Below are 15989 nucleotides of genomic sequence, written 5' to 3'. Positions count from 1 at the left end.
CAGGTCTTCGCACGTCTCAAGGGCGTCTACCGCTGGGCGCGCGCCCGCTATCTGGGCCTGAGACGCAACCAGACGCATCTGCGTCTTATCTGCCTCGCCATGAACCTCAAACGATGGGCGGTGCTGCAGCCCGTGGGAGCTGCGGCGTGACCGCCACCGCCCGCTGCCATCGGACGGCCCTGAAAACGCGGCCGTCAACCCTCGCGTACCGCCTGAGGCAGCGCAAAAAAATGCCTGACATCGGCTGCCACTCCCGCTCAGCCAATTAAGCAAAGCTCTCGCTTGCGGGAGAGGTCGGTGCACCCGGATCGGCGCTTCGCGCCGTCCGAGTACAGGCTCCGCGCCGGGTGAGGGCTCTCTCCCCACGGAAAGTCCCATCGTGGAGACACCCTCACCCCAGCCCTCTCCCGCAAGCGGGAGAGGGGGCGCAGCTCCGTCTTTGCTTGCTATGCGATTCAATCTCATGCTCTAGCCGGTGGCACTGATCGGTGCCCGCGTGAGCGGGCGGGTGTCGTGGTGCTGGAGGCGGAAGAAGGAGGCGTAGCGGCCGCCGCGGCGGAGCAGGTCGTCGTGGCGTCCGCGCTCGACGATCGTGCCGCCCTCGACCACCAGGATCGCATCCGCATGCATGATCGTGTGCAGCCGATGCGCGATCACGATCGTGGTGCGGTTCCGGCAGAGATGCTCGATCGCTTCCTGCACCTGCTTTTCGGATTCGGAATCGAGCGCCGCGGTCGCCTCGTCGAGCAGGATGATCGGCGCGTTTTTGAGCAGCGCCCGCGCCACCGCAATGCGCTGCCGCTGCCCGCCGGAAAGCTGCGTGCCGTGTTCGCCGGCCGGCGTGTCGTAGCCGAGCGGGAAGCTCATGATGAAGTCATGCGCACAGGCCGCTTTGGCCGCCTCCACGATTTCCTCTTCGGTTGCACCGGGCTTGCCGAAGGCGATGTTGTTGCGGATGGTGTCGCGGAACAGATAGACGTCCTGGCCGACATAGGCCGTCTGCTGGCGCAGTGAACGCCGCGACACCGAGGCGATCGATTGGCCATCGATCAGGATGTCGCCCTCGCTCGCCTCATAGAAGCGAAGCAGCAGCGCCAGCACCGTCGACTTGCCGCCGCCGGAGGGGCCGACCAGCGCGGTGACCTTGCCGGGCTCGGCGACGAAGCTCATGTGATTGAGCACGGGCTCGCCGGCGCGGTAGGCAAAGCCGACATCGCGCAATTCGATCCGCGCGTCCGTCAATTTCAGCGCCGGCTTGTCGTCGTCGGAGCGTTCGCTCGCGGGGCTGTCGACGACTTCGAGCAGCATCCGCGCGCCGACCAACTGGCTGTTGAGGTCGATGTTGAGTCGCGACAGGCGTTTTGCGGGCTCGGTCGCCATCAGGAAGGCCGTCATGAAGGAGAAGAACGCGCCGGGAGTGGCGCCGAGCGCGACGACGCTGTAGCCGCCATAGAGCAGGCAGCCGGCCACTGCGAAGCCGCCGAGCATCTCCATCAGCGGATTCGAGCGGTTGGCGACCCGCGCCATCTTGTTGGCGTTCTGCTCGACGGCCGTGATGTTCTCATCGATGCGCCGCTTCATCGTATCTTCCAGCGTGAACGCCTTCACGGTGCGGATGCCCTGCAGCGATTCCTGCATGGTCTCCAGGATGTCGGCGGTGCCGGTGAACTGGTTGTAGGCGAGGCCCTTGATGCGTTTCACCAGCCTGCGCAGGATCAGCATCGCCGGCGGCACCACCACAAGCCCAATGAACGACAACACCGGATCCTGAAACACCATCACGCAGACCATGGCGAGCAACATCATGAGATCGCGCCCGATGGCGTTGATCAGCATGTTGAGGACATCGGTGATGGATTTGGCGCCAGCGGTCAGGCGTGCCAGGAATTCCGACGAATGCCGTTCGGAGAAGAAGCCGATGCTTTCGCTCATCAGCTTGGCGAACAGCTGCCGCTGGTTGTTGGCGAGAATGGCGTTGCTGATCTTCGATAGGATCACGGTGTGGCCGTAGGTCGCCACGCCCTTGATGAACAGCATAAGGACCGTGACGCCGGAGAGAAGAGCGATGCCGGGAATGTTCTTGTCGATATAGGCCTGATTGATCACCTGACCCAGGATATAGGCGGCGCCGGCGGTGGCGCCGGCCGATATCGCCATCAGGACGAACGCTTGCAGATAGCGCCGCCAATAGGTGAGCCCCTGCTCGGCGATCAGGCGGCGAATCAGGATCGCCGCCCCATAGGGGTCGTCAGTTATCTTTCTTGGAGGCTCGGTCATCCGCGTTCCCTTGACGCCGCGTTCCCGGAAGCGGGCGCGCGCCAACGTCAGCGAATGACTCCTTGCCTGTGAAAGCGTGTTTTTTCAAGCCAATTTCAAGTCAAATAACGGCTTGATTTTCAGGCCGATTCCGCCTGCTGAAGCGGGCCGCCGCGCTCCAGGAACAGCTTTTGCTCCCAGGCCAGCGCATGCGCCGCGATGGTTTCGAGATCGTCGTATTTCGGCGTCCAGTCCAGAAGCGCGCGGATGCGCCTGGCGTCAGCGACCATGGTCATGATGTCGCCGGGGCGCCGGGGCGCGTAGGAAACGGCGAAATTGCGCATGGAGACGCGGCGCACCGCCTCGATCGTCTCCAGCACCGAATAGCCGCGGCCATAGCCGCAATTCAGCGTGACCGAGCTCCCGCCGGCGCGCAGATAAGACAGCGCGGCGCGGTGCGCCTCGGCGAGATCGGTGACATGGATGAAATCGCGGATGCAACTGCCGTCCGGTGTCGGATAGTCGCTGCCAAATACGTCGACCTTGGCACGCTGGCCGGTGGCGGCCTCGACCGCAACCTTGAGCAGGTGCGTCGCGCCGATGGTGGAAAGCCCGATGCGGCCCAGCGGGTCGGCGCCGGCGACGTTGAAATAGCGCAGCACGACATAGCTCATGCCGTGGGCGGTGGCCACATCGTGCAGCATGATCTCCGTCATCAGCTTCGACATGCCGTAGGGCGACAGCGGCCGCGTCGGCGCGGTTTCGGGCACGGGCACTTCGTCGGGATTGCCGTAGACTGCGGCGGTGGACGAGAAGATGAAGCGGCTGACGCCGGACTTGACCGCTGCATTCAACAGGCTCTGCGTGGTCATCGTGTTGTTGCGGTAGTAGCCGAGCGGATCACGCATCGATTCCGGAACTACCACCGAGCCGGCGAAATGGATGATGCTCTCGACGCCATGCTGGGCGATCACGCCTTCGACGAGATTTTCGTCGCCGGCATCGCCGATGAACAGCGGCACGCCTTCGGGCAACAGGGCGGAGAAGCCGGTGGAGAGGTTGTCGACCACGACGACGTTTTCGCCGGCATCGACCAGCGCACGCACCATGTGACTTCCGATATAGCCGGCGCCGCCGGTGACGAGCACGGTCATGACTTCACCTCTCCCCGGTTATTTTCGCGGGATGTTAGCGGGGTTTCGATGAAGACGGGGTTTCGCGGCCTCAGAACTGGCCCCTATGCTTAATGTTGCGTATAGGAACTTCCGCAAAGGGAGCCCAAACGGAGCCAATGTGCCGATCGAGAACAACCTGGCCGCTGATCTCAAGCTCATCGTGCCGAATCTGCACAGGCGCTATTCGGGCGTGACCGCGACCAACCGCATGGTCGCGCCGCGGCTCGCGAAGATGTTCCGGGCCGCCTGGCTCGGCTCGCATGCGCCCGACGGCCTTGCGCGCATGAGCTTCGTCGATCTCTTGAAACTATGGCGCCGCCCGACACCGCTGATCTGGCACGCGCGGCGCAACGACGAGATGATCGCGGGCGTCGTGCTGCGCGCGCTCGGCTGGCCGTTGAAGCTTGTGTTCACGTCGGCCGCGCAACGACATCACACCTGGCTGACGCGCTGGCTGATCCGGCAGATGGATGCGGTGATTGCGACCAGCGCATTGTCTGCGTCCTTCCTCAAGCGCGAGGCCACAGTCGTGATGCATGGCGTCGACACCGAGCGCTACGCGCCGCCGGGTGATCGCGCGGCGGCGTTCGCCGAGAGCGGGCTCCCCGGGGCTTACGCGATCGGCTGTTTCGGCCGTGTGCGCGCGCAGAAGGGCAGCGACGTCTTTGTCGAGGCGATGTGCCGCCTGTTGCCGCGCTATCCGGATTTTTCCGCCGTGCTTGTCGGCGCCGTCGTGCCGGAGCAGCAGGGGTTTGCGAACGGGTTGAAGCAGAAGATAGAGGCTGCTGGGCTGACGTCGCGGATCAGGATCACCGGGGAAGTGCCGATCGCGGAGGTCGAACGCTGGTACCAGCGGCTGACCGTCTACGCCTTCACCTCGCGCAACGAGGGCTTTGGATTGACGCTGATCGAGGCGATGTCGGCGGGTGCGGCGCTGGTGGCGGCGCGCGCGGGCGCGGCCGAATTCGTGGTCGAGGATGGCGTCACCGGCGTGCTGGTGCCGCCGGGGGACGTCGACGCGCTCTGTGCGGCGCTCGAGCCGTTGATGCGCAATCCTGCGGCTGCGGCTGCGATGGGGAAACGGGCGCGGGCGCGCGTGGTGGAGAAATTCAGTCTCGACGCGGAGGCGAACGGGATCGCTGCGGTCTATCGCGCGCTCGCCTGAGCCAGCACGCGCTCGGCGATATCGGCGACGTCGGACGCCGGGATATCGCGCATGCAGCGATGGTCGTTCATGGTGCAGACCGGGCGATGGCAGGGCTGGCACGGCACCTGCGTCTTGGTTACGACGGTGGCGGCGAGGCCGTTGAGTGGCGCCCAGTGGTAGGGGCTGGTAGGGCCGAAAATGCCCATGGTCGGGGTGCCGAGCGCGGCTGCGACATGCATCAGGCCGGAATCGTTCGAGATCGCGACGCTCGCTGCGGCCATCGCCAGGATGCCGTTGCGCAAATCCGTGCCGGTCAGGTCGCGGACACCTGCGCCGCCGGCGGCGACGATCTCCGTGGCCAGCGTCTTCTCGCCGGGGCCGCCAACCACCCAGACGTCCAAGCCGCGGGCGGCGAGCAGCCGGGCGGCCTCGCCGTAATAGGTCCAGCGTTTGCCCGAGCCGACCGAACCCGGCGCCAGCGCGATTGCGGGGCCATTGCCCAAACCATTGGCTTGCCGCCAGCGTTCGGTTTCCTCGACGGGAACCCGGAGCTGCGGCACCGGCCATTCCGGCGGGAATTGCGCGCCCACGGGCAGAGCGAGCGCCGACATCTGATCGACCATGCGCGCCAGCTTCTTCTCTCCCCAGCGCATCTGGTTGATGAGGCCGGACCTCGCCTCGCCGAAAAAGCCGACCCGCTCCGGGATGCCGGCCAGCGTCGGCGCGATCGCCGATTTCCAGGTGCGGAGCATGATGAGGGCGGTTTGATAGCCGCGGGCGCGAAGTTCCCTTGCCAGGCCGAACTGTTTTGCCACCGCCAGCCGGCCGCGCGGCAAATCCCAGACGATCCTGCCGCGGACGCCCGGCATGTAGTCGACCAGCGGCGCGCAGAGCGAGGTCGTCAGCATGTCGACGGGGCGATTCGGCCAGCGCTGTTTCAGAACCCGCACGACGGTATGGCCGCGCACGAAATCGCCGATCCACATATAGGGGACGATCAGGATCGGGCGGGTATCGCCGGCGTCCTCGATGCCGATGCCTTCTATTGAATCGATATTCATATCTTCTGTGCGGGAACCAGGCGCCCTTCGCGACCCCGTCGGTAGCCGCTCTCCCGCCGGAGGTAAAGTGAGATGGAATTCATCCACCGTGCACGTTGCCTGCATCGCCGGACTGGGGCAAAAGCTGCGCCACACAAATCAGGGCAGGGATCGGCATGTTGCTGGTGACCGGCGGAGCCGGTTTTATCGGGTCGAATGTCGTGGCCGCGTTGAATGACGCCGGCCGCACAGACGTGGTCGTGTGCGACGTGCTCGGCCATGACGGCAAATGGCGCAACCTCGCCAAGCGGCAGCTTGCCGATTTCGTGCCGCCCGCGGAGCTTTCGGCCTGGCTGTCGGGCCGGCGGCTCGACGCGGTGATCCACCTCGGCGCGATCTCCGAGACCACGGCGACCGAGGGCGATCTCGTGATCGAGACCAATTTCCGCCTCTCGCTCCGGCTGCTCGACTGGTGCACCGCGAATGCGACGCCGCTGATCTATGCGTCCTCGGCCGCGACCTATGGCGACGGCGAGGCGGGCTTTCGCGACGGGCAGACGGTCGATGCGCTGAAGAAGCTGCGGCCGATGAATCTTTACGGCTGGAGCAAGCATCTGTTCGATCTCGCCGTCGCCGAACGCGCTGCGCGCGGCGAGAAACTGCCGCCACAATGGGCCGGCCTGAAATTCTTCAACGTGTTCGGCCCCAACGAATATCACAAGGGCACGATGATGAGCGTGCTGGCGCGGCGCTTCGACGACATCAAGGCGGGCCGCCCGGTGCAATTGTTCAAGTCGCATCGCGATGGCATCGCCGACGGCGACCAGCGGCGCGACTTTATTTATGTCGACGATACCGTGCGGGTGATGATGTGGCTGCTCGCCACGCCCTCGGTGAGCGGGCTGTTCAATGTTGGAACCGGCACCGCGCGCAGTTTCAAGGACCTGATGCTGTCGGCCTATGCCGCGCTCAGGCTGAAGCCGAACATCGAGTATGTCGATATGCCCCAGGCGATCCGGGGCAGCTATCAATATTTCACGGAAGCCGATGTCGATCGCTTGCAGCGCGCGGGCTATAACGGCGGTTTCACGCCGCTCGAGGACGCCGTCGAGACCTACGTGAACGGCTTCCTCGATCGTCCCGACCGCTATCGCTGACGGGCCAAGGAAACAGATGTTCGATTTCGAAACCCTGTCGCAGGCGCTTTCCCGGCAGACCGTGCTGTGCATTGGCGACCTGATGCTGGACGAGTTCGTCTATGGCGAGGTGTCGCGGATTTCGCCGGAGGCGCCGGCGCCTGTCATCGCGGTCCAGCGCAGCGAGACCAATGTCGGCGGCGCCGGCAATGTCGCGCGCAACATCGCTTCGCTCGGCGGCCGCTGCGTTTTCGTCGGACTGATCGGCGAGGACGAGGCGGGCACGAAGCTGAAGGCGGCGCTGGCGGCGGAGAGCGGGATCGAAAGCCGCCTGGTGTGCGACAGCGCGCGCCCGACGACGCGGAAGGTGCGCTTCGTCTCCGAGCATTTTTCCACCCACATGCTGCGCGCGGACTGGGAACAGGCGCAACCGGCGGCAGGCGAGATCGAGCAGCAGCTGATCGACACGATCCTCCCCGAGCTCGCTCGTGCCGATATCGTGCTGCTGTCCGATTATGCCAAGGGCGTGCTGACCGCGCGCGTGATCCGCAATACGATCGATGCCGCGCGAAAACTCGGCAAGCGCGTGATCGTCGATCCCAAGAGCCTCAATTTCGCGATCTATCGCGGCGCGACGCTGCTGACCCCCAACCGCAAGGAATTCGCCGAGGCGACGCGGAGCCGCCCCGATTCGCCGCGTGCGATCGCTGAAGCTGCGGAGCATGCGATGCGGCTTGCCGATTGCGAGGCAATGCTGGTGACGCAGGGCGAGCATGGCATGACGCTGGTGGTGCGCGACGGCGAAACCGTCCATGTGCCGGCCTTGCCGGTGAAAGTCCGCGATGTCTCCGGCGCCGGCGACACGGTCGCGGCTGCGCTCGCGCTGTCGCTCGCCGCCAGGGCCGATTGGGAGACGGCGCTGCGGGTAGCGAGCGCGGCGGCCGCAGTCGCCGTCGGCAAGACCGGCACCGCGACTGTGAGCCCGGCCGAGCTCAGGCGCAAGATCCTGCCGCACGCCTCGCTCGCGGCGGAAGAGAAGATTATCGCGGCTGGCGGCGATCTCGGCGCGCAGCTTGCCGAGTGGCGCCGGCAGGGCCTGCGAGTCGGCTTCACCAATGGCTGTTTCGACATCCTGCATCCCGGCCACGTCAAGGTGTTGACGGCGGCGCGCGGCGCCTGCGACCGGCTGATCGTCGGCCTCAACAGCGATGCTTCGGTCAGGCGGCTGAAAGGGGAGGGGCGCCCGGTGCAGGACGAGCGCGCGCGCGCCGAAGTGCTGGCGGCGCTGGAGGCGGTCGATCTCGTCGCCATTTTCGAGGAGGATACGCCGATCAACCTGATCACGGCGATCAGGCCGAGCGTGCTGGTCAAGGGCGGCGACTATACCCGCGAGCAGGTGATCGGCCATGAGATCGTCGAAGCCCATGGCGGCGAGGTGATGCTGGTCGATATCCTGCCCGGCTTCAGCACGACCTCGCTGGTCGCCCGCGCCCGTGGAGGCAAGGCGTGAGCACGGCGGCGGGCTTTTCTCCCGCAAGCGCGGCGCTGGCGGCCTGGCGCAATCCGGCGGCCTGGGCCAAAGCGGCCGACATCGTGGCGGTGCTGATCGCGTTGTCGCTGCCATGGTCGACCTCGCTGGTCGGCATTTTTGGCGCGGTGTTTGTGATCGTGGTCCTGCCGACGCTCGATCTGAAGTCTTTCCTGCAATCGCTGCAGCGGCCGATCGCGGCGCTGCCGATCGCGCTGTTCCTGCTCGCAGTCGTCGGCATGCTGTGGTCGGACGCAGCCTGGGGCGCGCGCACTTATGCCGTGAGCCCGACGGCCAAGCTGCTGGTGCTGCCGTTCCTGCTCTATCATTTCGAGCGTTCGACGCGCGGCATGTGGGTGTTCAACGCCTTCCTGATCTCTTGCACGCTTCTGATGGTGATGTCCTGGCTGGTGCTTCTGCAGCCCAGCCTGTCGCTGAAACCACCCATCGACGCCGAGCGCGGCATCTTCGTGAAGAACTATATCGATCAGAGCCAGGAGTTCACGCTCTGCGCGGTGGCACTGGCCTATCCCATCGTCACCCTGTTGCGGGCCAAAAAATTCGCGCTGGCCGGCCTGCTAGCCGTGATCGCCTTGAGCTTTTTCGTCAACATGGCCTTCGTGATCGTCTCGCGGACGGCGCTGGTCACCGTGCCCGTGATGTTTGCAGTGTTCGCGTTCCTGCATCTGAGATGGCGCAGCATCCTGATCATCGTCGGAGCGGCGGCAGTCATGGCGGCGGTCGCCTGGCAGGCCTCGCCGCAACTGCGCCGGACTGCGGAGACCTTCAGCAGGGACTACCGGCTCTACAAGGAGGAGAACAAGGCCACCTCGATCGGGCTCCGGCTCGAATACTGGCGCAAATCGCTCGGCTTCTTCGCCGATGCGCCTTTGATCGGCCATGGCACCGGCTCCACCCGCGGGCTGTTCGCGCAGGTCGCGACCAAGGAGGTCGAAAAGGCGACCAGCGACGTGATCGGTAATCCGCACAACCAGACATTGAATGTCGCCGTGCAGTGGGGCACTGTCGGCGTCGTTGTCCTCTATGCCATCTGGTTCTGGCACTTAAGACTGTTTCGGGGGGAGGGGCTGGTCAACTGGATCGGGCTCCTGGTGGTCGTGCAGAATATCTTTACGTCGTTGTTCAACTCGCACATCTTCGATTTCCACGAGGGATGGATGTACGTGCTCGGCGTCGGCGTCGCCGGCGGCATGGTGCTGAAGGCGAAATCGGGCGACATCGCCGCAAAACCGGCGAGCTCGGTCACGCCATGATCTCTGGCATACGCGCTGCATATGGGCTATCAGCAGCCCCGAACGCTGTTGCAAACTTGTTGGTCCCTGGCCCATCCGTCACATGACGCGCTTCTCCCAATTCACGGCACGCAACTTTCTGATTGTGATGCATGACGCGCTCGCGACCGCGTTCGCGCTGCTGGCGGCATTCTATCTGCGCTTCGAGGGCGATCTGCTCACCGATCGCCTGCCGCTGCTCTTGCGCATCCTGCCCTGGTTCGTCGTCTTCAGCGTCATCGTCTGTTACGCCTCCAATCTCACCACCTCGAAATGGCGTTTCATCTCGCTGCCGGACGCCCTCAATATCCTGCGCGCCTCGGCGGTCCTGACGCTGGCGCTGGTCGTTCTTGACTACGTCTTCATCTTCATCGCGCCGAACTTCCACGGAACCGTATTTTTCGGCCGCATCACCATCATCCTCTACTTCTTCCTGCAGGTGTTCGCGCTGGGCGCGCTCCGCTTCGGCTACCGCTATTTCCGCTACTCACGCACGCGCCACCATGCCCGCATCGAGGACGCCGCGCCAACCCTCCTGGTCGGGCGTGCGGCAGATGCCGAGGTCGTGCTGCGTGGGATCGAAAACGGCGCGATCAAGCGGATCTGGCCGATCGGCGTGCTGTCGCCGTCGAATTCCGATCTTGGCCAGCACATCCGCAACATCCCGGTGCTCGGCGGCGTCGACGATGTCGAAACCGTGATCCGCGAGTTCGAGAGCCGCGAGAAGCCGATCAAGCGCGTGGTAATGATGCCGTCGGCGTTCGAGCCCGACGCGCATCCGGAATCGGTGCTGATGCGGGCAAAGCGGCTGGGCCTGATGGTCAGCCGCCTGCCGTCGCTCGAGGGCGGCGACACGCCGCGGCTGACCAATGTCGCGGTCGAAGACCTCCTGCTGCGCCCGACCGCGACGATCGACTATGCACGGCTGGAAGGGCTGGTGAAGGGCAGGAGCGTTATCGTCACCGGCGGTGGCGGCTCGATCGGCGCCGAAATCTGCGATCGCGTCGTGACGTTCGGCGCCGCCCGCCTGCTGGTGATCGAGCATTCGGAGCCGGCGCTCTATGCGGTCACCGAGGCGCTTGCCGCGCGCGGCGTCCAGGCCGCAGTGGAGGGCCGCATCGCCGACATCCGCGATCGCGAGCGCATCATACAGTTAATGCGCGAGTTCAAGCCCGACATCGTGTTCCATGCCGCGGCGCTGAAGCACGTGCCGATCCTCGAGCGCGACTGGAGCGAGGGCGTCAAGACCAACATCTTCGGATCAGTGAACGTCGCCGACGCCGCGCGCGAAGCCGGCGCCAAGGCGATGGTGATGATCTCCACCGACAAGGCAATCGAGCCGGTCTCGATGCTGGGGCTGACCAAGCGCTTTGCAGAGATGTATTGTCAGGCGCTCGATCACGATCTCGCCGTGCAGTTCGGCGACAAGCCGCATATGCGCCTGATTTCGGTCCGGTTCGGCAATGTGCTGGCGTCGAACGGGTCGGTGGTGCCGAAATTCAAGGCGCAGATCGAGGCGGGCGGTCCGGTCACGGTCACCCACCCCGACATGGTGCGTTATTTTATGACCATCCGCGAAGCCTGCGATCTCGTACTGACCGCGGCCACCCATGCGCTGACGCCGGCGCGACCCGACGTCTCGGTCTACGTTCTCGAGATGGGCCAGCCGGTCAAGATCGTCGAGCTTGCCGAGCGGATGATCCGCCTGTCCGGCCTGCAGCCTGGTATCGACGTCGATATTGTCTTCAGTGGGATACGGCCAGGCGAGCGACTGAACGAGATCCTGTTCGCGAGTGAGGAGCCGACGGTCGAGATCGGAATTGCCGGCATCATGGCAGCCAAGCCGAATGAACCGCCAATGGCGACCTTGCGCAAATGGCTGGCAGCGCTGGAAGAGGCGATCGCCAAAGATGATCGCACCACTATCCGCGCCGTGCTGAAGGACGCCGTACCTGAATTCGGATCGAACGCCGCGTGATCCGGTCCTGATCCGCGAGGCCATTTGTCAGAACCATCGATGCCCAAGCCCGGAAAAGTCGTCGTCGTCAGTCAGCACTATCCGCCGGACCAGAGCACGACCGCTGCGATCATGGCTGCGATAGCGAACCGCCTCGCGAAGGAGGCGGACGTGCTGGTATTGTCGGGATGGCCGGGCTCCGCATCGAAATCTGCAGCCGCCCGGCCGGCGGTCGAGGAGATCAAGAACTGGATGCCGGGCAAGGCCGCGCTGCTCAAGCGCGCCACCGCCGAACTGCTGTTCACCGTGCGCACCTTCTTCGCCCTTCTCCGGCGGCTTGAGCCTGGCGACGTCGCCCTCACCGTGACGGCCCCCTTCGTGCTGCCGTACGGCGTCGCCATCGCGGCCAGGTTGAAACGCGCCCGGTCGGTCCTGATCATGCACGACCTGTTTCCGGAGGTGCTCGTCCTGAGTGGCCTGTTGAGGCCGGGCTCGATCGTCACCAGAGCGATGCGCGCTATGAACGGGCTGATGTTCCGCGCGTTGACCACCGTCGTCATCATCGGCCGCGACAGCGAGAAATTGCTGCTGAACTATCGTGGCATGACGCGGGACAAGATCGAATTCATTCCGAATTGGACTACCGTCAACCCCGCGGCTCGCCCGGTTGCGGCCGACAATCCCTTCCGCCGCGAGCTTGACGGCCGTTTCATCGTCGGCCTTTCCGGCAATCTCGGCTTCACCCACGATCCCGTGATCGTATTCGAAGCTGCCCGCCGGCTGAAGGATGATCCCAGCATCCATTTCCTGCTCTCGGGCTGGGGGATAGGCTTCGACGAACTGAGAGCGATGCAGTCCGAAGCCAAGCTCGCCAACATCACGCTGGTGGACCGCGTTTCGGACGGAGAACTGCAGGACTTCCTGTCGGCGGCGGACATCTGGCTCATTCCTTATCGCAAGGACGTCGCCGGCGTCTCGGTGCCGAGCCGGTTCTACAATCTGCTTGCGGTGGGCCGGCCGGTGATCCTCGTATCCGAGCCTGATGCCGAAGCCGCGCTGACGGTAGCGGAGCACGATCTCGGGCGGGTTGTGACGCCGGGCATGCCGGAGCAACTGGCCGAGGCGATCCGCGCGGTGTCGCGTGCTCCCGATCCGACGCTCTCCGAGCGCGCCGTTGCGGTGGCGAGGAGCTATAGTCCCGAGCGTGCCTTGACAGGATATGCGGCCCTCATTCAGAGATTGATCGGATCGGAAGAGCGGTGTCGGAGTCGCGGTCGTGAGGAATGACCAGCTCGTGGTGCTGGTGACGGGGGCAAGCGGATTCGTCGGCCGACATATGTCGCCGGTGCTGGCGCGCAACGGTTGGACCGTGCGGCACGCCGTCCGCAAGCCGACAGGCAGCGCCGACGAGGTGACAATCGATTCGATCGGTCCCGTCACCGACTGGCGGGCCGCGCTCGCAGGCGTGGACGCGGTGGTGCATCTGGCGGCACGCGTGCATCACAGGCACGAGGAACACGCCATCGAGCTCTATCGCAAGGTCAATCATGAAGGCACGTTGCATCTGGCCCGCTGCGCGGCCGATGCCGGCGTTCGCCACTTCATCTTCGTCAGCACCGTGCTGGTGCACGGCCGAAGCACCGACGGCCGCAAGCCGTTCAACGAGAACGATGTCCTGACCCCGCGCGGCCTCTACGGAATGTCGAAAGCGGCGGCGGAAGCAGGATTGAGGCAGTTGGCGCAAGACCGCGAGATGAAGGTCACGGTCATCCGGCCGCCATTGATTTACGGCTCCGGCGCCAAGGGCAATATGGCATTGCTCGAAAAGGCGATCGGTCTGGGCATTCCGCTGCCGTTTGCGAACGTGCGCAATCGTCGTGCGTTCGTCTCGGTAGAGAATCTGACATCATTCGTGCTGCATCGACTTTCGCATCCGGATGGTCAGTTCAACATTTTCCTTGTTGCGGATGACGAGCAGGTATCGACGCCCGAATTCATCGAGCGCCTCGCCGCCGCAGCAGGCAAGCCGGTATGTCTCTTTTCCATGCCGCGGCTGGTGTTGTCGTCGTTGTTCAGCATTACCGGCCGCAACGAGGCCAATGAGAGCCTGTTCGGCTCCCTCGAACTCGACCTCTCCAAGGTCGCATCCACCGGGTGGCGGCCGCTGATTGGCCTCAACGAGGGCCTGAGGCGGGCCGTGCACGGCTTCGATCGCTGATCGATTAGCCTCACGCTGTCATTTCCGCGGGCGCGAGAACCTGTAGAGCAGCCACGCGACCGCGCTTGCGCCCACGAGCAGCAAAACGAAGCTCGCCGCCGTCGAATCCAAGCGGATCGACAATATCGCGAGCAGCGCAAGCAGGACATTGAGCGCAAAGATTTCGCTGACGATGCGCGACACCGCAAATCCGTTGTCGGTGGCCCGCTGGTAAAAGTGCGAGCGGTGCGCCGCCCAGAATGCCTCGCGTTTAATCAGCCGGCGCAGCAGCGTGATCGTGGCGTCAGCGAGGTAATAGAGCGGCAGCAGCAACGCCGCGGCGACATGCTGGTGATAGGCAAGCTGCAGCAGGCACCAGCCGAGCAGGAGCCCGATCGGCAGGCTGCCGACGTCACCGAGGAAGATCTTTGCCACGGGACGATTGAAGGGAGAGAAGCCGAGCAGCGCGCCGCACAGCGCCGCCGCCACCAGTGCGGCTGAGGGCGGGACCTGCGCCCAGAAGCCGAGCAGTGCGACTGCAGCCGTGATCGGCACGGCTTCGGCCGCCGTCATCAGATCGAGCCCGTCCATGAAGTTGACGAGGTTCACGAACCAGAGGCCTGCAATCAGCAGCAAGCTGCGCTCGATCCAGAAAGGGACCCCCGACACGATCCTGAGATCGCCGGGCACGGCAAACACGACCACGGCCACCGCCAATCCCTGCAGCAACAGGCGCGGCAGCACCGGCACGGGCTTGACGTCATCGGCAAAGCCGACGGCGGCGATGAACAGGGTCGCACCGAAGGCCGCAAGGGGGATTTGCAGGGTGCCGCCGCCGCTCAACCCAACGAGCGTACCCGCCGCGACCAGCGCTGCCACGATCACGGCGATCCCCGCGCCCTGCGGCGTCGGGATCCGATGCGATGAGCGCGCATTCGGCTTGGCGAGCGCCACGCGCAACAGCATCGGCCGCAGCAGCCAAGTGAGGAATGCCGACAATAACGCGGCAAGCGCTGCGGCGACGAGCGAAAGCGCAATATCAGTGCTGGTCATTCGATTGGCGACAGCGATTGTTCGGGGACCTCGATCGGCTTGTCCCCTTGCGCTTTCTTTTCAGCGCTGAGAATCCACACCAAGCCGCCGAACGCGCCGACGATGAACGACACGGCGCCGAACAGCAGCGAAACGTTGACGCCTTCGTTGGCCGCCAGTCCGGCGTAGCCGAAGGCGAGACCCATGCTCGCCTCGCGCACGCCCCAGCCGGCAATCGAAATGGGCAGCATGGTGATCAACATCACCGGCGGCACCAGTTGAAAGATCTGGCTGAACAAGAGCGGCGCGGAAATGGACTGCACCACGCACCAGGCGATGACGACGGTCAGGACGTGAACGAGCAGTGAGAGCACCGCGATCTTCGGCCCGCGATCCCGGCTGAACAGCACCTTGTTTGCGATGACGGCGCAGGCGTGGATGTGGTGCGTCGCCCACCAGCGCTTCAGCCATGCCCACCTCAATGCGCCGAGCAGGAGAAAACCGCCGCCGGCCGCGAGCGCGGCGAAGTCGACCAGGAGCAGCGCCGATCGTCCGTTTGGATCGCTGATCAATCGATAGCTCCACGGCAGGCTCGCAACGATGAGCACGGCGAGCGCGATCAGGCCGACGGCCCTGTCGACGAAGATCGAATAGGTCGCCGCGCGCCAGCCCGCGCCGGCCCGCGCGACCAGCCACAGCCGCACGGCATCGCCGCCGATCGATGAAGGCAGCGTCTGATTGAAAAAGGTTCCGATGACGTTGAAGCGCATCGCCTGCCGGGTCTCGAGCGGCGCGCCGCATTCGGCGCTGATCTCGCGCCATCGCAATACGCCGAGGAAGATCTGCAGGAAGGTGACCGCGATCGCGAGACCGATCCAGCCCAGGCTTTCGACGCGGATGCGCGCGGCGAGGTCATACAGGTTGACCTTGCGGAGCGAGAGGTAAAGCAGCGCAGCCGAGATCAGTATCTTGATGGTCGAAAGCAGTATCCGGCGCATCTCGTCCGCGCTTGCCAGGTTCGAGAAAGACATCAAAAACGGCGCAAATCGGCGCCGCGCGCCGAATTTCGTCGCCTTGGTATGGGTTTAGGACCGATCTTGCAATAGCCGTTCGATCGCTCTTGCGGCATCCACGAACCGGCGGCTAAAGAGGGCCTGCACGGGGACTGCCGGGTGCCCAGGCGTTTGGCTTGCATGCTCATAAAGGTTTACGCTGCCCACAAAAATTCA

General features: G+C 64.7%; 13 protein-coding genes. 8 read left to right on the top strand and 5 right to left on the bottom strand.

All coding sequences use genetic code 11. The features are described from left to right. The coding region (locus J6497_RS41350; protein ID WP_225707938.1) for a transposase at positions 1–150 on the top strand (150 nt) is incomplete at its 5' end. Positions 151–468: 318 nt separating this feature from the next. On the opposite strand, the gene J6497_RS30455 is transcribed toward J6497_RS41350, so the two are convergent. Both J6497_RS30455 and galE read right to left on the bottom strand, forming a co-directional pair. Next, positions 469–2277, bottom strand: coding sequence for an ABC transporter ATP-binding protein (locus tag J6497_RS30455; RefSeq protein ID WP_225707934.1), 1809 nt, complete (start codon positions 2275–2277; stop codon positions 469–471). A gap of 119 nt (positions 2278–2396) precedes the next feature. Further along, positions 2397–3410, bottom strand: coding sequence for a UDP-glucose 4-epimerase GalE (gene galE / locus J6497_RS30450; RefSeq protein ID WP_225707933.1), 1014 nt, complete (start codon positions 3408–3410; stop codon positions 2397–2399). Between the two features lie 139 nt (positions 3411–3549). Between galE and J6497_RS30445 the strand changes: the two genes are divergently transcribed. Further along, complete coding sequence (locus J6497_RS30445; protein ID WP_225707932.1) at positions 3550–4596, top strand: glycosyltransferase family 4 protein; 1047 nt, start codon at positions 3550–3552, stop codon at positions 4594–4596. Here J6497_RS30445 and waaF read toward each other — a convergent pair. Further along, on the bottom strand, positions 4578–5639 hold the full coding sequence (waaF, locus tag J6497_RS30440; RefSeq protein WP_225707931.1) for a lipopolysaccharide heptosyltransferase II: 1062 nt from the start codon (positions 5637–5639) through the stop codon (positions 4578–4580). The genes J6497_RS30445 and waaF overlap by 19 nt on opposite strands. A gap of 155 nt (positions 5640–5794) precedes the next feature. On the opposite strand from waaF, the gene rfaD reads away from it, so the two are divergent. The 6 genes from rfaD to J6497_RS30410 all read left to right on the top strand — a co-directional run bounded on the left by rfaD (position 5795) and on the right by J6497_RS30410 (position 13749). Next, positions 5795–6775, top strand: a complete 981-nt coding sequence (gene rfaD / locus J6497_RS30435) for an ADP-glyceromanno-heptose 6-epimerase (protein WP_225707930.1) — start codon at positions 5795–5797, stop codon at positions 6773–6775. A gap of 16 nt (positions 6776–6791) precedes the next feature. Next, positions 6792–8264, top strand: coding sequence for a D-glycero-beta-D-manno-heptose-7-phosphate kinase (gene rfaE1 / locus J6497_RS30430; RefSeq protein ID WP_225707929.1), 1473 nt, complete (start codon positions 6792–6794; stop codon positions 8262–8264). Continuing rightward, a complete protein-coding gene (locus J6497_RS30425; RefSeq protein WP_225707928.1) occupies positions 8261–9556 on the top strand; it encodes an O-antigen ligase family protein in 1296 nt (431 codons plus the stop codon). The genes rfaE1 and J6497_RS30425 overlap by 4 nt, the downstream gene beginning before the upstream one ends. An 82-nt stretch (positions 9557–9638) precedes the next feature. Next, a complete protein-coding gene (locus tag J6497_RS30420; RefSeq protein ID WP_225707927.1) occupies positions 9639–11552 on the top strand; it encodes a polysaccharide biosynthesis protein in 1914 nt (637 codons plus the stop codon). Positions 11553–11591: 39 nt separating this feature from the next. Continuing rightward, positions 11592–12818, top strand: coding sequence for a glycosyltransferase family 4 protein (locus J6497_RS30415; RefSeq protein ID WP_225707926.1), 1227 nt, complete (start codon positions 11592–11594; stop codon positions 12816–12818). Beyond that, on the top strand, positions 12808–13749 hold the full coding sequence (locus tag J6497_RS30410) for an NAD-dependent epimerase/dehydratase family protein (protein WP_225707925.1): 942 nt from the start codon (positions 12808–12810) through the stop codon (positions 13747–13749). The genes J6497_RS30415 and J6497_RS30410 overlap by 11 nt, the downstream gene beginning before the upstream one ends. Positions 13750–13767: 18 nt before the next feature. Here J6497_RS30410 and J6497_RS30405 read toward each other — a convergent pair whose 3' ends face one another. Next, positions 13768–14781, bottom strand: coding sequence for an MraY family glycosyltransferase (locus J6497_RS30405; protein WP_225707924.1), 1014 nt, complete (start codon positions 14779–14781; stop codon positions 13768–13770). Further along, positions 14778–15758 (bottom strand): lysylphosphatidylglycerol synthase transmembrane domain-containing protein, encoded by a 981-nt coding sequence (locus J6497_RS30400; protein ID WP_225707937.1) that lies wholly within the window; start codon positions 15756–15758, stop codon positions 14778–14780. Before J6497_RS30400 ends, J6497_RS30405 begins: the two co-directional genes overlap by 4 nt. Positions 15759–15989 lie beyond the last annotated feature (231 nt).

Source organism: Bradyrhizobium cenepequi (assembly GCF_020329485.1).
In the GTDB taxonomy this organism is placed as follows: domain Bacteria; phylum Pseudomonadota; class Alphaproteobacteria; order Rhizobiales; family Xanthobacteraceae; genus Bradyrhizobium; species Bradyrhizobium cenepequi.
This window is presented reverse-complemented; position numbering and strand designations above follow the sequence as displayed.